Origin of the sequence: Streptoverticillium reticulum (genome assembly GCF_047456005.1) — a bacterium.
GTDB classification, from domain to species: Bacteria; Actinomycetota; Actinomycetes; order Streptomycetales; family Streptomycetaceae; genus Streptomyces; species Streptomyces reticulum.
The window spans coordinates 6587978-6606934 of the sequence record NZ_CP179755.1; the positions used below are offsets into that span (position 1 = coordinate 6587978).

20 protein-coding genes are annotated in these 18957 nt (G+C 71.1%); 16 read left to right on the plus strand and 4 right to left on the minus strand.

The window, feature by feature from the left end; translation table 11 throughout:
- The first annotated feature begins 118 nt into the window (after positions 1 to 118).
- From ACMATS_RS30310 to prcA, 4 genes are read left to right on the plus strand one after another with little or no spacing between them, the layout of a single operon-like run.
- On the plus strand, positions 119 to 337 hold the full coding sequence (locus ACMATS_RS30310) for a ubiquitin-like protein Pup (RefSeq protein ID WP_030608326.1): 219 nt from the start codon (positions 119 to 121) through the stop codon (positions 335 to 337).
- A 31-nt stretch (positions 338 to 368) separates the two neighbouring features.
- On the plus strand, positions 369 to 962 hold the full coding sequence (locus tag ACMATS_RS30315) for an endonuclease VII domain-containing protein (protein ID WP_414170824.1): 594 nt from the start codon (positions 369 to 371) through the stop codon (positions 960 to 962).
- Positions 914 to 1756: a proteasome subunit beta gene (gene prcB / locus ACMATS_RS30320; RefSeq protein ID WP_414169699.1), complete on the plus strand. Its 843-nt coding sequence runs from the start codon at positions 914 to 916 to the stop codon at positions 1754 to 1756. Before ACMATS_RS30315 ends, prcB begins: the two co-directional genes overlap by 49 nt.
- A 57-nt stretch (positions 1757 to 1813) precedes the next feature.
- On the plus strand, positions 1814 to 2587 hold the full coding sequence (gene prcA / locus ACMATS_RS30325; RefSeq protein WP_391154223.1) for a proteasome subunit alpha: 774 nt from the start codon (positions 1814 to 1816) through the stop codon (positions 2585 to 2587).
- Positions 2588 to 2632: 45 nt separating this feature from the next.
- Here prcA and ACMATS_RS30330 read toward each other — a convergent pair whose 3' ends face one another.
- Positions 2633 to 3583, minus strand: coding sequence for a LacI family DNA-binding transcriptional regulator (locus tag ACMATS_RS30330; protein ID WP_414170825.1), 951 nt, complete (start codon positions 3581 to 3583; stop codon positions 2633 to 2635).
- Between the two features lie 239 nt (positions 3584 to 3822).
- On the opposite strand from ACMATS_RS30330, the gene ACMATS_RS30335 reads away from it, so the two are divergent.
- The 12 genes from ACMATS_RS30335 (at position 3823) to ACMATS_RS30390 (ending at position 16208) form a co-directional block, all read left to right on the plus strand.
- Positions 3823 to 5094: an MFS transporter gene (locus ACMATS_RS30335; RefSeq protein WP_414169700.1), complete on the plus strand. Its 1272-nt coding sequence runs from the start codon at positions 3823 to 3825 to the stop codon at positions 5092 to 5094.
- 9 nt (positions 5095 to 5103) lie between these two features.
- Complete coding sequence (pafA, locus tag ACMATS_RS30340) at positions 5104 to 6465, plus strand: Pup--protein ligase (protein WP_171080349.1); 1362 nt, start codon at positions 5104 to 5106, stop codon at positions 6463 to 6465.
- Positions 6466 to 6611: 146 nt separating this feature from the next.
- A complete protein-coding gene (locus ACMATS_RS30345) occupies positions 6612 to 7589 on the plus strand; it encodes an FKBP-type peptidyl-prolyl cis-trans isomerase (protein WP_390778962.1) in 978 nt (325 codons plus the stop codon).
- A 64-nt stretch (positions 7590 to 7653) separates the two neighbouring features.
- Positions 7654 to 8025, plus strand: coding sequence for an FKBP-type peptidyl-prolyl cis-trans isomerase (locus ACMATS_RS30350; protein WP_390778963.1), 372 nt, complete (start codon positions 7654 to 7656; stop codon positions 8023 to 8025).
- A 119-nt stretch (positions 8026 to 8144) separates the two neighbouring features.
- A complete protein-coding gene (locus ACMATS_RS30355; protein ID WP_390778964.1) occupies positions 8145 to 9122 on the plus strand; it encodes a helix-turn-helix transcriptional regulator in 978 nt (325 codons plus the stop codon).
- A 21-nt stretch (positions 9123 to 9143) separates the two neighbouring features.
- A complete protein-coding gene (locus ACMATS_RS30360) occupies positions 9144 to 10106 on the plus strand; it encodes a helix-turn-helix transcriptional regulator (protein ID WP_390778965.1) in 963 nt (320 codons plus the stop codon).
- A gap of 49 nt (positions 10107 to 10155) precedes the next feature.
- Positions 10156 to 10395, plus strand: a complete 240-nt coding sequence (locus tag ACMATS_RS30365) for a hypothetical protein (protein WP_390779264.1) — start codon at positions 10156 to 10158, stop codon at positions 10393 to 10395.
- A 59-nt stretch (positions 10396 to 10454) separates the two neighbouring features.
- Positions 10455 to 10661: a hypothetical protein gene (locus ACMATS_RS30370; protein WP_336414250.1), complete on the plus strand. Its 207-nt coding sequence runs from the start codon at positions 10455 to 10457 to the stop codon at positions 10659 to 10661.
- Positions 10662 to 10882: 221 nt separating this feature from the next.
- A complete protein-coding gene (tatA, locus tag ACMATS_RS30375; protein WP_390778966.1) occupies positions 10883 to 11164 on the plus strand; it encodes a Sec-independent protein translocase subunit TatA in 282 nt (93 codons plus the stop codon).
- Between the two features lie 62 nt (positions 11165 to 11226).
- Positions 11227 to 12183 (plus strand): twin-arginine translocase subunit TatC, encoded by a 957-nt coding sequence (gene tatC / locus ACMATS_RS30380; protein ID WP_390778967.1) that lies wholly within the window; start codon positions 11227 to 11229, stop codon positions 12181 to 12183.
- Positions 12184 to 12287: 104 nt separating this feature from the next.
- The gene (locus ACMATS_RS30385; RefSeq protein WP_414169701.1) at positions 12288 to 13196 is read left to right on the plus strand and encodes a diacylglycerol kinase; all 909 of its coding nucleotides are present in this window, start codon (positions 12288 to 12290) and stop codon (positions 13194 to 13196) included.
- Between the two features lie 183 nt (positions 13197 to 13379).
- Complete coding sequence (locus ACMATS_RS30390; RefSeq protein ID WP_390778969.1) at positions 13380 to 16208, plus strand: DEAD/DEAH box helicase; 2829 nt, start codon at positions 13380 to 13382, stop codon at positions 16206 to 16208.
- Positions 16209 to 16453: 245 nt separating this feature from the next.
- On the opposite strand, the gene ACMATS_RS30395 is transcribed toward ACMATS_RS30390, so the two are convergent.
- The 3 genes from ACMATS_RS30395 to ACMATS_RS30405 are packed head-to-tail and all read right to left on the minus strand — an operon-like array spanning position 16454 to position 18862.
- Complete coding sequence (locus ACMATS_RS30395) at positions 16454 to 17032, minus strand: hypothetical protein (RefSeq protein ID WP_414169702.1); 579 nt, start codon at positions 17030 to 17032, stop codon at positions 16454 to 16456.
- 19 nt (positions 17033 to 17051) lie between these two features.
- On the minus strand, positions 17052 to 17900 hold the full coding sequence (locus ACMATS_RS30400) for a siderophore-interacting protein (protein ID WP_414169703.1): 849 nt from the start codon (positions 17898 to 17900) through the stop codon (positions 17052 to 17054).
- A 56-nt stretch (positions 17901 to 17956) separates the two neighbouring features.
- Complete coding sequence (locus ACMATS_RS30405; protein ID WP_414170826.1) at positions 17957 to 18862, minus strand: 5'-3' exonuclease; 906 nt, start codon at positions 18860 to 18862, stop codon at positions 17957 to 17959.
- Between the last annotated feature and the right edge of the window lie 95 nt (positions 18863 to 18957).

An 18957-nucleotide genomic window follows, 5' to 3' on the forward strand; every position in this document is an offset into this window, starting at 1 on the left:
TTCCGGGACGTTGTAGCAAGTGCAGGGCCCCGGCGGGATCCGGCTTGTAGGGTCGATCTTGCGCGGGGATCGCAATCGCACACGGAACTTTCGTCGACACACGAGCGGGGTGAGGGGCATGGCGACAAAGGACACCGGCGGCGGGCAGCAGAAGGCCACGCGTTCGACGGAGGAGGTCGAGGAGCAGGCGCAGGATGCGCAGGCGTCCGAGGACCTCAAGGAGCGGCACGAGAAGCTGTCGGACGACGTGGACTCTGTGCTGGACGAAATCGATGATGTGCTCGAGGAGAATGCGGAGGACTTCGTTCGAAGTTTCGTTCAGAAAGGGGGGCAATGACCTTCGAATTGAAGGTGAAAGGGTGGGGTGGCTGGTGGTGTCGGAGGACGTGAAGCGCTGCGCGCGGTGTCGCCAGGAAAAGCCGCGCGAGGCGTTCGCTGCCAATCGATCAATGCCTGACGGGTTGCAGTGCTACTGCAGAGCATGTGCGGCCGAGTACCACCAGGAGCGGCAGAAGTCGAAGGGGAAGAACGTCCGCCCCAGAGTGGACGCTCCGGACGGGCACAAGTACTGCCGCCAGTGCGGGGAGATCAAGCCGCACTCGGAATGGCATCGGAACGCAACGGCCTCCGATGGGCTGTCGACGCGCTGCAAGGCATGCCGTGCTCTCCAAGGGCGTGCCGGCCACCTCAAGCGGACGTACGGCATCACAGAGGCTCAGCGCGATGAGATGATCACGGCGCAAGCAGGTGTCTGCTGTATCTGCCTGTCGGCTCCTGCAGTGCATGTGGATCATTGCCATGAGACGGATAAGGTCCGTGGCGTGCTGTGCTTCAACTGCAACTCAGCACTCGGAAAGTTGAGAGATGACGTCGGCGCCATGCGCCGGGCCATCGCGTACCTGGAAGGAAACGTGTGGAAGCCAACCCTCGTAGCATCGGGCGTCTACCAGCTGCCTTCCTGACGCCCAGCTCCTCGTCGTTCATGGACTTCCTGGCTGCCCACCAGCCAGACCTGCTCCCGCGCAACCGGCAGCTGCCCGCGCAGGGTGTGATCGAGGCGCCGCACGGGACGACGATCGTCGCGGCCTCGTTCCCGGGCGGCGTGGTGCTCGCCGGTGACCGGCGGGCGACGATGGGCAATCTCATCGCGCAGCGGGACATCGAGAAGGTCTTTCCGGCCGACGAGTACTCGGCGGTCGGGATCGCCGGCACGGCGGGTCTCGCCGTGGAGATGGTCAAGCTGTTCCAGCTGGAGCTGGAGCACTTCGAGAAGGTGGAGGGCGTGCAGCTCTCCCTGGAGGGCAAGGCCAACCGGCTCTCCACGATGATCCGCAGCAATCTGGGCATGGCCATGCAGGGCCTGGCCGTGGTGCCGCTGTTCGCCGGGTGGGACGTGGACCGCCAGAAGGGGCGGATCTTCTCCTACGACGTGACGGGCGGGCGTTCGGAGGAGCACGGCTTCGCGGCGACGGGGTCGGGTTCGCTCTTCGCGCGCGGGTCGTTCAAGAAGCTGTTCCGCGAGGACCTGACGGAGCAGCAGACGACGACGCTGGTGGTGCAGGCGTTGTACGACGCGGCCGACGAGGACTCCGCGACGGGTGGGCCGGATCTGGCGCGCCGGATCTATCCGATCGTCACCGTGATCACGGACGAGGGTTTCCGGAGGCTCACCGAGGCCGAGTGCTCCGAGGTCGTCCGGGCGATTCACGAGCGGCGGCTGGAGGAGCCGGACGGTCCGCGGGCCGCGCTGCTCTAGGGCTCGTCCGGGGCTTCTTGCATGCTTTCGCCATTGACAGAAAGGGACGGATAGCCGGTGTCGACGCCGTTCTATGTTTCACCTCAGCAGGCCATGGCCGACCGTGCCGAGTACGCCCGCAAGGGCATTGCGCGCGGCCGGAGCGTCGTGGTGCTTCAGTACGACAACGGTGTGGTGTTCGTTGCCGAGAACCCGTCCCGTGCGCTGCACAAGGTCAGCGAGATTTACGACCGGATCGCGTTCGCGGCGGTCGGGAAGTACAACGAGTTCGAGAATCTGCGTATCGGCGGCGTCCGGTACGCGGATCTGCGGGGTTACACCTACGACCGTGACGACGTGACGGCGCGTGGTCTGGCGAACGTCTATGCCCAGACGCTGGGTTCGATCTTCTCCAGTGCGGCCGAGAAGCCGTATGAGGTCGAGCTGATCGTCGCCGAGGTGGGTGCGGGTCCGGAGGACGATCAGATCTACCGGTTGCCGCACGACGGCTCGATCGTCGACGAGCACGGTTCGGTCGCGGTGGGCGGCAATGCGGATCAGATCAGCAGTTATCTCGACCAGCGTCACCGGGACGGGATGACGCTGGCGGAGGCGCTCAAGCTGGCGGTGGAGTCCCTCGCGCGGGACACCAACGGCAGTGAGCGGACGCTGACCGCGGAGCAGCTGGAGGTCGCGGTGCTGGACCGGACGCGGCCGCAGCAGCGCAAGTTCAAGAGACTGCTGGGCCGCCAGTTGTCCCGGCTGCTGGAGGCGGGGGCCGGGGCGGAGGCCTCCGATCTGACGAAGGACGAGTCCGATTCCGATGCGGAGGAGCAGGGTTCGGGGGACTGAGTTCCGCCGTTTCTCCGTGGTGCTTGCGCCGCGCGCCCCGCTGGGTCAACTGCCCGCGGGGCGCGCGGCGTTGTGTGTGGTGGAGCCGCGGGTGACGAGGTGGACGGGCAGGGCGTCGGCGGTGGGGGTGCGGCCGTCGAGGACGGTCATGAGGGCGCGCATGCCGGCTTCGCCGACGGCTTCGGCGGGGAGCCGGACGGTGGTGAGTTCGGGTTCGACGGCGGTGGCGAGGGAGAGGTCGTCGAAGCCGGTGACGGAGACGTCTTCCGGGATGCGCAGGCCGAGTCTGCGGGCGGCTTTGCAGGCGCCGGCGGCGAGGACGTCGCCGTCGCAGACGAGTGCGGTGGGGCGGGGGCCGGGGCCGGTGAGGGCGCGTTCGGCGGCCTGTCGTCCGGCGGTGACGTCGAGTGTGGCGGTTTCGGTGCGGACGACGGTGGCGCCGGGGACGGTGCGGAGGGTGTCGGCGAGGGCGCGGGCGCGTACGCGGAAGGTCCAGGAGTCGACGTCGGCTGCGAGGTGGCCGAAGTGGCGGTGGCCGAGGTCGAGGAGGTGGTGGGCGACCTGGCGCATGCCGTCGGCGATGTCGAGGTTGACGGTGGCGGAGGCTTCGGGGTGTTTGGGGTCGCTGTCGAGCATGACCAGGGGGAGGCCTCCTTCGCGGAGGGCGTCGAGGGCGTCGGCGGCCATGGAGGAGGCGATGACGCCGTCGAGGGTGGCCCGGGCGGAGGCGAAGGGGTCGCGGGCGGGGCCGGTGCCGTCGGGGGAGGGGTAGAGGAGGACGCCGATGCCGTGTTCGGCGGCGACGCGGGCGGCGCCGGTGTGGACGCGGGCGAAGATCTCGTTGGTGAGGGCGGGGACGACGAGGAGGGCGGTGCGGGTGCGGCCGAGGCGGAGGTTGCGGGCGGCGAGGTTGGGGCGGTAGCCGAGTTCGCGGGCGGCGGTGCGGACGGCCGTGGCGGTGCGTTCGGAGACGCGGCCGCGCCATTTGTCGCCCATGACCAGGGAGACCGTCGCCTGGGAGACCCCGGCTGCGCGTGCGACGTCCCGGCTGGTGGGCTTGTCCGGCACCTTGTCCGTCACGGGTGGGGTGTCCCTTTCCTGCCGACCCGCGGTTGGACCCGGGGGTTGCGGCCATGGTACGTATAACTGCTTCAGTTATACGTAAAACCAGCCGGTAACCGGCGGTTCGGCAACACAGCGTTCACGCGACCGAGCGCTGACAGGGAAGGCGGGCCATGGCAGCGGCGGGCGGCGGCTACGGCGACATGCTCAGAACGCGGTACGCGGTACGGCTGCTCACCGGGACCCTGGTGGGACGGCTGCCCAACGCCACCGCGGCGCTGGCGATCGTGCTCTTCGTCCGTGCCCAGGGCGGCAGCTACGCCCTGGCTGGCGGGCTCTCCGCCGTCTACGGCGTGGCCAACGCCGTCGGTCAGCCGCTGCTCGGCCGGGCCGTCGACCTCCGTGGCCAGCTCCGGGTGATGCTGCCCGCGTCGCTGCTGGCGGCGCTCGGCATGACGGTGTTCGCCGTGGTGGGCCTGGACCCGCTGCCGCTGGCCTACGCCGCCATGATCGTGGCGGGCTTCTTCACGCCGCCGATGGAGGGCGGGCTGCGGGCCCTGTGGCCGTCGGTCCTCAAGGGCAAGGAGGAGCGCATACACGCCGCCTACGCCCTCGACGCCGTCGCCCAGGAGTTCATCTACGTCTTCGGGCCGCTGATCGTCACGGGGCTGATCGCCTGCTGGTCCGAGGCGGGCTCGCTGTTCGTCATCAACGTCCTCGGTGTGCTCGGCACGCTGGCCGTGGTCACCTCGCAGCCCTCGCGGCAGTGGCGCAGCGAGCCGCGCGACGCGCACTGGCTGGGCGCGCTGCGCTCGCCCGGGCTGCGCGTGGTGCTGGCGGCGTTCTTCTTCATCGGTACGGCGATGGGCTCGATCGCGGTCGCGGCGGTGGCCTACGGCGACGGGCACGGTGGCGGCATGGTGTCCAGCTATCTGCTGTCGGCCGTCGGTGTCGGCGCTCTGATCGGTGGTTTCGTCTACGGGGCCCGGCAGTGGCCGGGGACTCCGGAGCAGCGGCTGCGGGTGCTCGCGGCGTCGATGGCCGTGTGCTACCTGCCGTTGTTGCTGGTGCCGGGCGTGGTGCCGATGACGGTGCTCGCGGGTGTGGCGGGTGTGTTCCTCGCGCCGTCGCTGGCCTGTGCGTTCGTGGTGGTCGACCGGCATGCGCCGCAGGGCACGGTGACGGAGGCGTTCTCCTGGCTGGTGACGTCGTTCGGCGTGGGTGCGGCCATCGGCACGGCCTTCGTCGGTCCGGCGGTCGAATACGGCGGTGCCATGGCCGGGTTCGTGGTGGCCGTGGGCGGTGGTGCGGCTGCGACGGCCGTCCTGGTCGGGGCCCGGCGCTTCCTGCAGGCTCCGGTGTCCGTCTCGACGGTCGTGGCGCGGTCGGAAAATGATCGGAACGGGGCTGTCGAACCCGGTTTCAGCGCGGAGCATCAGGCGTAGTGTTCAGGCATGGACCGCCGCATTTTCGGGCTGGAGAACGAGTACGGCGTCACGTGCACCTTCAGGGGACAGCGCCGGCTGTCCCCTGACGAAGTGGCGCGGTACCTCTTCCGCCGTGTCGTTTCCTGGGGCCGCAGCAGCAATGTCTTCCTGCGCAACGGCGCCCGCCTCTACCTCGATGTGGGCTCGCACCCGGAATACGCAACTCCCGAGTGCGACAGCGTGACCGAGCTGGTCACCCACGACAAGGCGGGCGAGCGCATTCTCGAGGGTCTCCTCGTCGACGCCGAGCGCCGCCTGCACGAGGAGGGGATCGCGGGCGACGTCTATCTCTTCAAGAACAACACCGATTCCGCCGGGAACTCCTACGGCTGCCACGAGAACTATCTCGTCGCGCGGCACGGGGAGTTCTCGCGTCTTGCGGACATTCTCATCCCCTTCCTGGTGACGCGGCAGCTGCTGTGCGGCGCGGGGAAGGTGCTGCAGACGCCGCGGGGCGCGGTCTACTGCGTGAGCCAGCGTGCCGAGCACATCTGGGAGGGTGTCAGTTCGGCCACCACGCGCTCGCGCCCGATCATCAACACCCGGGACGAGCCGCACGCCGACGCCGAGCGCTACCGCCGCCTGCATGTGATCGTGGGCGACTCGAACATGTCCGAGACGACCATGCTGCTGAAGGTCGGTGCGACCGATCTCGTGCTGCGCATGATCGAGGCGGGCACGGTGATGCGGGATCTGACGCTGGAGAATCCGATCCGGGCGATCCGCGAGGTCAGCCATGACATCACGGGCAGACGCAAGGTGCGTCTGGCCAGTGGGCGGGAGGCCTCGGCCCTGGAGGTCCAGCAGGAGTACTACGAGAAGGCCGTGGACTTCTGCGAGCGCCGCGGTATCCGCACGGGCACGGTCGAGCGGGTGCTGGAGCTGTGGGGGCGTTCCCTGGAGGCGATCCGGGACGAGGATCTGGACCGCATCGACACCGAGATCGACTGGGTGATGAAGTACCGCCTCATCGAGCGGTACCGGGCGAAGAACAACATCACGATGTCGCATCCGCGCATTGCGCAGATAGATCTCGCCTATCACGACATCCATCGCCGGCGGGGGCTGTACTACCTGCTGGAGAAGCGCGGTCAGGCGGCGCGGGTGTGCAACGACGTCAAGATCTTCGAGGGCAAGTCGGTGCCGCCGCAGACCACCCGGGCCCGGTTGCGCGGTGATTTCATCCGGCGGGCGCAGGAGCAGCGGCGGGACTTCACCGTCGACTGGGTGCATCTGAAGCTCAACGACCAGGCGCAGCGCACCGTGTTGTGCAAGGACCCGTTCCGGTCGGTGGACGACCGGGTGGAGAAGCTGATCGCCGGAATGTGAGAGTCCGGTGGTGCGTAAAGGGCACGGATGTGCGCCGGGTCCGCCGGACCCGGCGCACATCCGTGTCGGGCAGGGTTGATCGGTGCGGCACAGGCCGTAGAGTGACGGGCACTGCCCAGCGACCCCCCTAGCCCGAGTTGGACTTCATGAACCACACGAAGAACACGCGTCGCCTCGCCGCGGCTCTGGCCGTGCCCGTCCTGCTGCTCGCCGCCGCGGCGTGCGGGGGCGACGGCGGAGGATCGTCGGACGCCAAGGTCACGGTGGAGGGGAAGTTCGGCGAGCAGCCCAAGATCTCCACGCCGAAGGGCGCCAAGCCGTCGGACAAGCTGGTCGTCAAGACCCTGACCGAGGGCACGGGCGACAAGGCGGAGAAGGGCTCCTATGTCCGGCTGGACTTCGCCGGGCAGACGATGAAGGACGACAAGCCCCTCGGCGGCACGTGGACCACCCAGGACAAGTCGGGCAAGGGCCCGCGCCGGCAGATGGTCCAGCAGCTGGGCCAGCCGAGCCAGGAGATGCCGGCGAAGGTGCTGGACGCCGTGGTCGGCCAGAAGGCCGGCAGCCGGATCGAGGTCGAGGGCACCGCGAAGGCGCTCATCGGGGACCAGCTCAACCCGCAGGCCGGGGTGAAGCCCGAGGACGGCCTGGTGTGGGTGATCGACGTGGTCGGTGCGCAGAAGGTCGACTCCAAGAGCGAGGCCAAGGGCGAGCAGGCCAAGCCGGAGGAGGGCATGCCCGAGGTGAAGCCGAACTCCCAGAAGGCCGCCGACATCAGCATCCCCAAGGACACCAAGCCCCCGACGGACCTGAAGCAGCAGGTGCTGATCAAGGGCAACGGTCCGGAGATCAAGGCGGGTGACGGCCTGATCGCCCAGTACACGGGCGTGAAGTGGGAGGACGGCCAGAAGTTCGACTCCTCCTGGGACCACTCGGGCGCCACGGCCTTCCAGATCGGCACCGGTTCGGTCGTCCAGGGCTGGGACCAGGGCCTGGTGGGCAAGCACGTCGGGGACCGGGTGGAGCTGGTGATCCCGCCGAAGCTGGGCTACGAGGGCCAGGCGCAGAGCGGTCTGGACAAGAACACCCTGGTCTTCGTCGTCGACATCGTGGGCAAGGTCTGAGAACAGATCGCGATCTGCCAGAATTGCACGGCTGTCCGCAAGAACCGTTCGTAGGAGCACTTTCGTGAACATCGACAAGCCCGAGGTCGACTTCCCGGGCGGCGAGCCGCCGGCCGACCTCGAGATCAAGGACATCTGGGAGGGCGACGGGGCGGTCGCCACGGCGGGCGCCATGGTCAAGGTCCACTACGTGGGCGTCTCCTTCTCCTCGGGCGAGGAGTTCGACGCCAGCTGGAACCGCGGCACCCCGCTGCAGTTCAAGCTCGGCGCCGGCCAGGTCATCGCGGGCTGGGACAAGGGCGTCCAGGGCATGAAGGTCGGCGGCCGCCGCCAGCTGATCATCCCGCCGCACCTGGCCTACGGCGACCGCGGCGCCGGCGGCAAGATCGCGCCGGGCGAGACCCTGATCTTCGTCTGCGACCTGGTCGCCGTCTGAGACGCGTCGTGATGTGAAGGGCCCGGGGCCCGTGCCTGCGGGCGCGGGCCCTCGGCTTTTGCCGTGGCAGCGGCGAGCGGTACGGTCAGCGGTTGAGAGCACAAGTAGAGAGGGCGTCGATGGCGATTGCCAAGGCCGAGCGGCTGATGAACCTGGCGCTGTGCCTGCTGGGCACCCGCCGGCCGCTCAGCAAGCGGGAGTTGCGGGGGTCCATCGAGGCCTACCTCGAGGCGTTCGGGCCGGGCAACGGTGTCTCCGAGGGCGGCGATGACGCCTTCAACCGGATGTTCGAGCGCGACAAGGACGACCTCCGCGAACTCGGCCTGATCATCGAGACGGTGGAGAGCGCCGACGGCGACTTCGGCTACCTCGCCCGCCGGGACAGCAACCGCCTCCCCCCGGTCACCCTGGACGTCGAGGAGGCCGCCGCCCTCGGCCTTGCCGCCAAGGTCTGGCAGCAGGCCCGCCTGGCCGGTGCGGCCAGCGGTGCGCTGCAGAAGCTGCGCGCCGCCGGGATGCCGGTGGCCGAGGACTCCTACGGGCACCTCGCGCTGGAGCCGCGCATCCCCGTCCACGAGTCGGCCTTCGAGCCGCTGATGCTGGCCGCCCGCGACCGTCGGACCGTCACCTTCGACTATCGCAAGGCCAACGCCGCCCGCCCCGAGCAGCGGCACGTCGAGCCGTGGACGCTGGAGTGCTGGCGCGGCCACTGGTACCTGGCCGGCTGGGACCGCGACCGCAAGGCCGAGCGGGTCTTCCGGCTCTCCCGCATCTCCGGCCGGGTCCGCTCCCGGGCGCTGCCCTTCACCGCGCCCGTGCCCGACCACGTCACCGTGCGCGAGACGGTCGAGAGCTGGGCCGGCGAGACGGCCACCGGCACCGCCCTGATCAAGGTGCGGGCCGGGCACGGCTATCCGCTGCGCGCCCGGGCCACCGCCACCCGTGACCTGGGCGGCGGCTGGGACGAGCTGGAGATCCCCTACGGCCACGGACTGGACGCCTGGCTGGTGGAGTTCGGCCCGGACGTGATCGTGCTCGAACCGGCCGAGCTGCGGGCCGATGTGATCGACCGGCTGCGTGCCGTGGCCAAGGGCTGAGAGGAACAGGACCGACTACTCATGGCCACCAACGCCATCGACCAGACCCGGCGGATGCTGTCGCTCGTCACCTATCTGCGCGAGCGCCCCGGCGCCCGCGTCGCCGACGTGGCCCGCGCCTTCGGGATCACCGAGGACGAGCTGATCGGCGACCTCGACGTGCTGCCCATGTGCGGCACCAGCTTCCGCGGCGGCGACCTGCTGGACATCGACACCGACGGCGACCGCATCTGGTGGCACAACCCCGACGCCTCGGGCACCAGCACCGGCGAGCCGCTGCGGCTCGCGGCCGACGAGGCCACCGCGCTGCTGGTGGCCGCCCGCGCCGTCGCCACCCTGCCCGGGCTGCGCGAGGGCGACCGGCAGGCGCTGGTCCGCGCCACCGCCAAGATCGAGGCGGCGGCCGGGGAGGCCGCGGGCGCCAGCTCGCGGCTCTCGGTCAGCTTCGAGTCCGAGGGCGGCGTCTTCGCCGAGGTCGACCGGGCCATCTCCGAGCGCCGCCGGCTCTGGCTGCGCTACTACTCGCCCGCGCGCGACGAGCTCACCGAGCGCGAGGTCGACCCGATCCGGCTGTTCGCCGTGGGCCGCACCTACATGGAGGCCTGGTGCCGGCTCACGGAGGCCCGGCGCACCTTCCGACTGGACCGGGTGGCCGAGATCCGGCTGCTGGACGCGCCCGCCGACCCGCCGCCCGTCGAGCTGCGCGACCTGTCCGTGGCGCTGGTCCAGCCCGCCGCCGAGGACCCCGAGGTCGTCATCGAGGTCGGCCCCGGCGGCCGCTGGGTCGCCGAGTACTACCCGCACGACAGCGCCGAGGAGCTGCCCGAGGGCGGGCTGCGGATCACCCTGCGCGCCCCCGACCCGGCCTCGCTGCGGCGGCTGGCACTGCGGCTGGGCCGCGACGGGCGGATCGTCTCCCCGCAGGAGCTGGCGGACAGCGCGCGGGACGCGGCCCGCGAGGCCCTCGCGGGCTACGGCGAGTGAGGGGCGACGGCGGGAGGGAGCCGCGGTGAACGGTGTGAAAGGGGATGTGATGGACGGGTGCACGACGGTTGCCGCGGTCTTCAAGGCCGCCTGCCCCGACTGCCGCAGCAGCTTCGAGCTGGCCGCGGGGGCACTGCGGCTGGCGATCGGCGCCAGCGACCGCACCACCTTCTACTCCTTCACCTGCCCCGACTGCGGCTCCGCGGTGCGCAAGCCCGCGGGGGAGCGGATCGTCGCGCTGCTGACCGGCGGCGGCGTGCGGACACTGCGGCTCCACATCACCGCCTGAGCTGCCTGACCCCCGCCCGAACCGCCTGACCTGCCCGTTTCCCCCGTTAGGCTCGTCCCATGCTGTGGCCCATGATCGCCGTCGTCCTCGCCTTCTGCGGCATCGCCGTCCTCGGGGTGCTCTCCGTGCGTGTCTTCGTGGAGGTGAGGCGGCTGGCCCGGCAGGTGGCCGACAGCTCGCAGCGCATCACCCGCGCGGCCGAGGAGCTGGAGCGGGCCGCGGTCCCGCTCGCCGCGCAGACCGCCCAGGCGCTCCACCGGGACTGAAACGGCCCCCGCCCGGCGCCCTGCTGAGGCCCGGAACGGGACGGGTAGTCTGGTTCCGGTGGCCCTGGTGACGAGGCGGAGGGCCGCAACTGGGAGTATGCAGAGGGATTGCCCGGCGTTCACTGCTGCGCGTTACGATCGCTGCGGTACGTCTGGTGGACATTTGTCCGGTCAGTCGTCTGTCCCACCCCCATCCCGCTTCGGTGAGAAGGTACACGCATATGTTCGGACGGCTCGGCGCCCCCGAGATCATCCTCATCCTCGTCGTGGTCGTGCTGGTCTTCGGCTCGAAGAAGCTCCCCGACATGGCGCGCTCCCTCGGCAAGTCCGCCCGGATCCTCAAGAGCGAGGCCAAGGCGATGCGTTCCGAGGGACAGAACAACGCCTCCGCCCCGGCCGACCCGCCCGCCGACACCCAGAGCGCCCGTACCATCAAGGCTGCCCCCGGCGACGTGAGCTCCCGCCCGGTGACCGAGCCGAGCGACCGCACGACGCAGCACTGAACCGGGCAACGATCAGGACGGCGCCGTCTGCCGCCGTCTGCCGCACGAGATAGGGACGTGGGTTGGCCAACTCTGCCCGCAAGAAGGTGAAGGACCCCGAGGGCCGGATGCCCCTCGTGGAGCACCTGCGCGAGCTGCGCAATCGCCTCGCGAAGTCCGTGGTCGCCATTGTCGTGGTGGCCGTGGTGGCGGCCTTCTACTACAAGGACATCATCGAGGTCTTCAAGCATCCGATCCAGCAGGCGATCGGCTGCCAGGTCTCCTTCTCCGAGCTGTCGCAGAAGGACGCCACCAAGACCTGCGGCAACATCACCATGTCGGGCCTCGTCGGGCCCTTCACCCTCATGGTGAAGGTCTCGCTGGTCTCCGGCCTGGTGCTGTCCAGCCCGGTCTGGCTGTACCAGCTGTGGGCGTTCCTGGCGCCCGGGCTGCACAGGAACGAGAAGAAGTACGCACTGGGCTTCGTCGCCGCCGGTGTCCCGCTCTTCGGGGCCGGCGCCTACTTCGCGTACTGGGCCCTGCCCGCGGCCGCGAAGGTCCTCATCGACTTCACGCCGCAGGGCGTCACCAACCTGCTGCCGCTCGACGAGCTCATCGACCTCGTCACGCGCCTGGTGGTCGTCTTCGGCCTCTCCTTCGAGCTGCCGCTGCTGCTGATGATGCTCAACTTCGGCGGCATCCTCACCGGGCGCCGGATGCTCGGCTGGTGGCGGCCCATGGTCATGGGCGTCACGGTCTTCTCCGCGGTGGCCACGCCGACCGTGGACCCGTTCTCGATGTTCCTGCTGGCCGGCCCGATCATCGTGCTCTACTTCATCGCCGTCGGCATCGCGCTGGTCAACGACAAGCGCAAGCAGAAGGCGAACCCGGACCGCGACCTGGACGACGACGAGGCGGCCCCGCTGGACCTCACCCCGCAGTCCATCGGCGACAGCGAACCGCTGCCCGCCCTGCCGGAGCAGCCGTCCGCCGACGGCGCGCACTCCACCGGCCGGTCCGGGTACGACGACGTGACCTGACGCACAAGGCCCTGACGAGGGGCGGTCGCCGGCACCGGCGACCGCCCCTCCGCCGTTGTCCGAACTGGTGCGGCCGCCCGGTGACCAGCCGGTAGGGTCCCCGCGTGACCAGCGACATCACGCTCTTCGTCAACCCCTCCGCGGGCCGCGGCCGCGGCGCCCGCGCCGCCCGGCCCGCGGCCGCGGTGCTCCGCGACGCCGGCTTCCACGTCCGTACCGTCGTCGGCACCGACGCCCCCGACGCGCTGCGCCGCGCGCGGGAGGCGGTCGCGGGCGGGACGGGCGCACTGATCGCCGTCGGCGGCGACGGCATGGTCTCGCTCGCCCTCCAGGCCGTGGCCGGCACCCCCACCCCGCTCGGCGTGGTCGCCGTCGGCACCGGCAACGACTTCGCCCGCGCCAACCGGCTGCCCGTGCGCGACCCGGCGGCCGCCGGCCGGGCCGTCGCCCGCTCGCTCAAGGGGGACGGCGGCCGGGCCGTCGACCTGGGGCGGGTCCGAGGCCGGGCCGGGGACACCTGGTTCGGCACCGTCCTCGCCTCCGGCTTCGACTCCCGCGTCAACGACCGCGGCAACCGGCTGCGCTTCCCCACCGGGCGGCTGCGCTACGACGCCGCGATGATCGCCGAACTGGCCGCCCTGCGGCCCATCCCGTACCGGATCCGCCTCGACGACGGCCCCGAGCAGCAGCTGGAGGCGACCCTCGTCGCGGTCGGCAACGCCGACTCCTACGGCGGCGGCATGCGCATCTGCGGCAGCGCCCGCCTGGACGACGGGCTCTTCGACATCACCGTCGTCGGCCCCTGCAGCCGCTCCACCCTCCTCGCCGTCTTCCCCCGGGTCTACCGCGGCACCCACCTCGGCCACCCCGCGGTCACCGTCCACCGGGCCGCCAGGGTGACCCTGGCGGCGGACGGGATCACCGGCTACGCCGACGGCGAACCGCTGGGCCCGCTGCCGCTCACCGCCGAGACGGTGCCGGGGGCCGTGCGCCTGCTGGGGGCCGCCCGCTGAGACCCCTGCCCCTGCTGTGTTCCCCGGGGGCAGCCCCGGACCCCCGGCCGGTTGCTGTGTTCCCCGGGGGGCACCCCCCGGACCCCCGGCCGGTTGCTGTGTTCCCCGGGGGGCACCCCCCGGACCCCCGGCCCGTTAAAGATCAGGTGTCTGTCATACGTGCCCGGTAGGCTCGTAGCCAAGATGACCGACGACATGTCCCCTGCTGAGCGCTACGCCCTGGCCAGGCAGCGCGCCGCCGAGCAGGCCACTGCGCTTGCCCCGTTCCGCGAGATGTACGACTTCGAGCTGGACCCCTTCCAGATCGAGGCGTGCAAGGCCCTGGAAGCCGGAAAGGGCGTGCTGGTCGCGGCCCCGACCGGCTCGGGCAAGACCATCGTGGGCGAGTTCGCCGTCCACCTGGCCCTCACCCAGGGCCGCAAATGCTTCTACACCACGCCCATCAAGGCGCTGTCGAACCAGAAGTACAGCGACCTCGTCAAGCGCTACGGCGCCACCAAGGTCGGCCTGCTCACCGGCGACAACAGTGTCAACGCCGAAGCCCCGGTGGTCGTGATGACCACCGAGGTGCTGCGCAACATGCTCTACGCGGGCTCGACGGAGCTGATCGGCCTCGGCTACGTGGTCATGGACGAGGTGCACTACCTCTCCGACCGCTTCCGCGGCGCCGTCTGGGAGGAGGTCATCATCCACCTCCCGGAGTCGGTGACCCTGGTCTCCCTCTCCGCCACCGTCTCCAACGCCGAGGAGTTCGGCGACTGGCTCGACACCGTCCGCGGCGACACCGAGGTGATCGTCTCCGAGCACCGGCCCGTCCCGCTGTGGCAGCACGTGCTGGCCGGGCGGCGGATGTACGACCTCTTCGAGGAGAAGGAGGCCCGCGCCGGCGCCCCCGGCACGGGCCGCCGCGAGGTCAACCCCGACCTGGTGCGCCTGGCTCGCATGGAGAACAGTCGCCCCATGGGCGGCCGCGACCGCCGCCGCGGGCGGAACCTGCGCGAGGCCGACCGCGAGCGCGACCGCCGCCAGCGCAGCAGGATCTGGACGCCCAGCCGGGTCGAGGTCATCGAACGGCTCGACGCCGAGGGCCTGTTGCCCGCCATCACCTTCATCTTCAGCCGGGCCGGCTGCGAGGCCGCCGTCCAGCAGTGCCTCTACGCGGGCCTGCGGCTCAACGACGACGCGGCGCGCGCCCGGGTCCGCTCGATCGTGGAGGAGCGCTGCGCTGCCATCCCTGACGAGGACCTGCACGTCCTGGGCTACTTCGAGTGGCTGGAGGGCCTGGAGCGGGGCATCGCCGCGCACCACGCGGGCATGCTGCCGACCTTCAAGGAGGTCGTGGAGGAGCTCTTCGTCAAGGGCCTGGTCAAGGCCGTGTTCGCCACCGAGACGCTGGCGCTGGGCATCAACATGCCTGCCCGCTCCGTGGTGTTGGAGAAGCTCGTCAAGTGGAACGGCGAGCAGCACGCCGACATCACCCCCGGCGAGTACACCCAGCTGACCGGCCGCGCCGGGCGGCGCGGCATCGACGTCGAGGGCCACGCGGTCGTGCTGTGGCAGCGCGCCATGGACCCGGCCGCCCTGGCCGGCCTGGCCGGCACGCGCACGTACCCGCTGAGATCCAGCTTCAAGCCGTCGTACAACATGGCGGTCAACCTGGTCTCCCAGTTCGGGCGGCACCGCTCCCGCGAGCTGCTGGAGACCTCCTTCGCCCAGTTCCAGGCCGACAAGTCGGTCGTCGGCATCTCGCGCCAGGTCCAGCGCAACGAGGAGGGCCTGGCCGGGTACCGTGAGGCCATCGACTGCCACCTGGGCGACTTCGAGGAGTACGCGCGGCTGCGCCGCGAGCTCAAGGACCGCGAGACGGAGCTGGCCAAGCAGGGCGCCGTGCAGCGGCGGGCCGCGGCGGCGGCCGCGCTGGAGCGGCTCAAGCCCGGGGACGTCATCCACGTGCCCACCGGCAAGTTCGCCGGCCTGGCACTCGTGCTCGACCCCGGCACGGCCCCCGGCCGCACGGACCGGCACCGCGGCTTCGACCCCCACGAGGGGCCGCGCCCGCTGGTGCTCACCGCCGAGCGGCAGGTCAAGCGGCTGGCCCCGATCGACTTCCCGGTGCCGGTCGAGCCGCTGGAGCGGATGCGCATCCCCAAGTCCTTCAACCCGCGCAGCCCGCAGTCCCGGCGCGACCTGGCCTCCGCGCTGCGCACGAAGGCCGGGCACATCGAGCCGGACCGGCACCGCAAGTCCCGCTCGGCCGCCGTGGACGACACCGAGATCGCGCGCCTGCGCACCGCGATCCGGGCGCACCCCTGCCACGGCTGCGACGAGCGCGAGGACCACGCCCGCTGGGCCGAGCGCTACCACCGGCTGCTGCGCGACACGCGCCAGCTGGAGCGGCGCATCGAGGGCCGGACGAACACGATCGCCCGCACCTTCGACCGCATCTGCGCGCTCCTGACCGACCTCGGCTATCTGCACGGCGACGAGGTGACCGAGGACGGCCGCCGGCTGGCCCGCCTCTACGGTGAGCTGGACCTGCTGGCCTCGGAGTGCCTGCGCGACGGCGTCTGGGAAGGCCTCAATCCGGCCGAACTGGCCGCGTGCGCCTCGGCGTTGGTCTACGAGGCCCGGGCCGCGGACGAGGCGGTGGCCCCGAAGCTGCCGTCGGGCGCCGCGAAGGAGGCGCTCGCGGAGATGGTCCGCATCTGGGGCCGGCTGGACGCCCTGGAGGAACAGCACAAGATCAACCAGGCCGAGGGCGTCGGCCAGCGCGAGCCGGACCTGGGCTTCGCGTGGGCCGCGTACCGGTGGGCCTCCGGCCATGGGCTGGACGAGGTGCTGCGGGAGATCGAGATGCCGGCGGGTGACTTCGTGCGGTGGTCGAAGCAGTTGATCGATGTGCTGGGGCAGATCGCCGCGGCGGCGCCGGCCGGGAGTCCTGTGGCGCGGAACGCACGCAAGGCGGTTGACGGGTTGCTGCGGGGTGTCGTGGCGTATTCGTCGGTGGGGTGAGGAGGCCCCGGTCCCTCCCCCAGCTACCGCTGGGAGGTGCCCCCACTTTCGCCGTTTCTCGGGGCTCCGCCCCGAACCCCGGTCCTCAAACGCCGGACGGGCTGAAACCGCGCCCCGTCAGGGGCGCGGGGAACTGCGCGACCAGCCGCAGTCGGCCCGCAGTCGCAAAACCAGGGGGGTTGGGGGGCTTGCCCCCCAAGAAACGGCGAAAGTGGGGGCACCTCCCAGCGGTAGCTGGGGGAGGGTCAGGGGCTCCTCCTCCTGCGCCGCGTCACCAAGTACGTTGCCGCAGACGCCAGCACGGCAGACAGCACCGCGGTCCCCGCGATCACCGCCGCCAACTCGCCCAGGCCGACGCCCCCGCCGCCGTCCTCGTCCGGATCCGGTGCCGTCTCGCTCGTCCGGTCCACCGCGTCGTCGTAACTCGCGTGCGACGCACAGAAGTCCCGGTTCCCCGGGTCCATGTCGGAGGTGACGGTCAGTTCGGCGGTGTCCACCGTCTCGTCGTCCTCCTTCAACTCCACGGGGTACGTGCCCGGTTCGATGTCGCAGGGCACCATGCCGGCCACCCTGGTGTAGAGCTCGCCGTCCTTGCCCGTACGGAACCGTTTCTCCCGGAGCGTGAGCTTCTTCACGAACGCCTCCGACTCCACGGTCAGACTGCCGTGGCCCTGGTCGGCCGTCACCGTGAAGACCGTCTCCCGGCCGCGCTGGGCGGCGCTGCCCTCGTGCACCAGCGACGAGTCGCCGGAGCCGGAGTCGGGGGAGGACAGGGCGAGCGCGGCCGCGGCGGTCGCGGCCACGGCTGTCCGGGCAAGAATCATGCAGCGAGGATACGGGGCGTCAGGCGGCTGCCGGGCCTTCCTGTTCGGCCTCGACCTGCTGGTTCCACTCGCGCTTCGACGCCTGCCAGCCGTCCTCGTCGTGGCCCCGGCGCCAGTAGCCGGAGATCGACAGCCGCTCGCGCGGCACCCCGCGCTCCATGCGCAGGTGGCGGCGCAGCTCCTTCACGAAACCGGCCTCGCCGTGGACGAAGGCATGCACGTCACCCGGCGGGAAGTCGAGCGAACGCACCGCCTCCACCAGGGCCTTGCCGACCGGCGCGCCGTCGCGGTGCAGCCAGGAGACCTCCACCCCGGCGGGCAGCTGCAGCTCCTGCCGTTCCCGCTCGTCGGCGACCTCGACGAAGGCGTGGACCACGGCGCCCTCCGGCATCCGCTCCAGCGCCGCGGCGACGGCCGGCAGTGCGCTCTCGTCGCCCACGAGCAGGTGCCAGTCGGCGGCCGGGTCGGGGGCGTAGGCGCCGCCGGGGCCCAGGAAGAGGATCTCCGTGCCCGGTTCGGCGCGGACGGCCCACGGGCCGGCGAGGCCCTCGTCGCCGTGGACGACGAAGTCGACCGTGAGCTCCTGCGCCGCGCGGTCGAAGGCGCGGACCGTGTACGTGCGGGTCCGCGGCCATGCGTGGCGCGGCATGTCGCGGCGGATCGCGTCGATGTCGAACGGCTCGGGGTAGTCGACGCCCTCGACGGGGAAGAGCAGCTTGACGTAGTGGTCGGTGCACTCGCCGGCGCCGAACCCGGCGAGCTCCTCGCCGCCGAGCACCACGCGGACCATGTGCGGGGAGAGGCGCTCGGTGCGCACCACGCGGGCGCGGGTCACCTGCGATTTCTTGCGGACGGGACGCTCTGTCACGGCTGTCTCCCTGGGGCGCGATGCAACGATTGGTAAGGTGTACCTAACTTTACAGCTCACCCGGCGAGGACGGTGAGCAGCCGCTGCAGGGATCCGCCCAATCCCCAGCGCGCCGCGAGCACTTCCAGCGCATCCGGGTCGCGGGGCCCGGCCGGCAGGGCGATGTCGCACGGCGGCACCGGCACGTCGGAGGCGACCCGCACCACCGTGGGCGCCACCTCCAGGTACGGGCGGGACTCCAGCAGCCGCCTGCGCTGCGCGGGCGTCAGCCGGGACGCCGGGTCCTCCGCGGCGGCCGTGATCCCGGCGAGGTCGCCGTACGCCGCCAGCAGCTTCGCGGCCGTCTTCTCGCCGATGCCCGGCACGCCCGGCAGCCCGTCGCTGGGGTCGCCGCGCAGCAGCGCCAGGTCCGCGTACCCCGGCCCGTCCACCCCGTACTTCTCGCGCAGCACCGCCTCGTCCACGGTCTGCAGCGTGCCGACGCCCTTGACCGGGTACAGCACGCGCACGCCGCGCGCGTCGTCGACGAGCTGGTAGAGGTCGCGGTCGCCGGTGACGATGTCCACCGGGCCCCGCGCCCGCGCGGTCAGGGTGCCGATCACGTCGTCCGCCTCGTACCCCGCGGCGCCGATGCGGGCGATGCCCAGCGCGTCGAGCACGGCCTCGATCGCCGGGACCTGGGGGGAGAGGGTGTCCGGCGTCTCCTCCTCGTCCGGCCCGCCCTCGACCTCCTCGGCCACCCGGTGCGCCTTGTACGAGGGGATCAGGTCCACCCGCCACTGCGGGCGCCAGTCGGCGTCCATGCAGGCCACCAGGTCGTCCGGATGGTGGTCGGCGACGAGCCGGGCGATGAAGTCGAGCAGGCCGCGCACCGCGTTCACGGGCGTGCCGTCCGGGGCCTTCACCGACTCCGGCACGCCGAAGTAGGCGCGGAAGTACAGGGAGGCGGTGTCGAGGAGCATCAGGCGTCGCGTCACGGGTCAGATGATGCCGTATGCCACCGACATGTGAACTGGCTCACTGTTCGGTTTGACCGGAATGGCCCGGGGCAGGCGCG

What these genes read in the sequence shown, in the direction of transcription:
- ACMATS_RS30365 (WP_390779264.1), top strand. Translation starts at nt 10,156, where the DNA reads ATGGACGGGTGCACGACGGTTGCCGCGGTCTTCAAGGCCGCCTGCCCC.
- pafA (WP_171080349.1), top strand. Translation starts at nt 5,104, where the DNA reads ATGGACCGCCGCATTTTCGGGCTGGAGAACGAGTACGGCGTCACGTGC.
- ACMATS_RS30395 (WP_414169702.1), bottom strand. Translation starts at nt 17,032, where the DNA reads ATGATTCTTGCCCGGACAGCCGTGGCCGCGACCGCCGCGGCCGCGCTC.
- ACMATS_RS30370 (WP_336414250.1), top strand. Translation starts at nt 10,455, where the DNA reads ATGCTGTGGCCCATGATCGCCGTCGTCCTCGCCTTCTGCGGCATCGCC.
- tatA (WP_390778966.1), top strand. Translation starts at nt 10,883, where the DNA reads ATGTTCGGACGGCTCGGCGCCCCCGAGATCATCCTCATCCTCGTCGTG.
- ACMATS_RS30335 (WP_414169700.1), top strand. Translation starts at nt 3,823, where the DNA reads ATGGCAGCGGCGGGCGGCGGCTACGGCGACATGCTCAGAACGCGGTAC.
- ACMATS_RS30355 (WP_390778964.1), top strand. Translation starts at nt 8,145, where the DNA reads ATGGCGATTGCCAAGGCCGAGCGGCTGATGAACCTGGCGCTGTGCCTG.
- ACMATS_RS30390 (WP_390778969.1), top strand. Translation starts at nt 13,380, where the DNA reads ATGACCGACGACATGTCCCCTGCTGAGCGCTACGCCCTGGCCAGGCAG.
- ACMATS_RS30345 (WP_390778962.1), top strand. Translation starts at nt 6,612, where the DNA reads ATGAACCACACGAAGAACACGCGTCGCCTCGCCGCGGCTCTGGCCGTG.
- ACMATS_RS30330 (WP_414170825.1), bottom strand. Translation starts at nt 3,583, where the DNA reads ATGGGCGACAAATGGCGCGGCCGCGTCTCCGAACGCACCGCCACGGCC.
- ACMATS_RS30360 (WP_390778965.1), top strand. Translation starts at nt 9,144, where the DNA reads ATGGCCACCAACGCCATCGACCAGACCCGGCGGATGCTGTCGCTCGTC.
- ACMATS_RS30405 (WP_414170826.1), bottom strand. Translation starts at nt 18,862, where the DNA reads ATGCTCCTCGACACCGCCTCCCTGTACTTCCGCGCCTACTTCGGCGTG.
- ACMATS_RS30310 (WP_030608326.1), top strand. Translation starts at nt 119, where the DNA reads ATGGCGACAAAGGACACCGGCGGCGGGCAGCAGAAGGCCACGCGTTCG.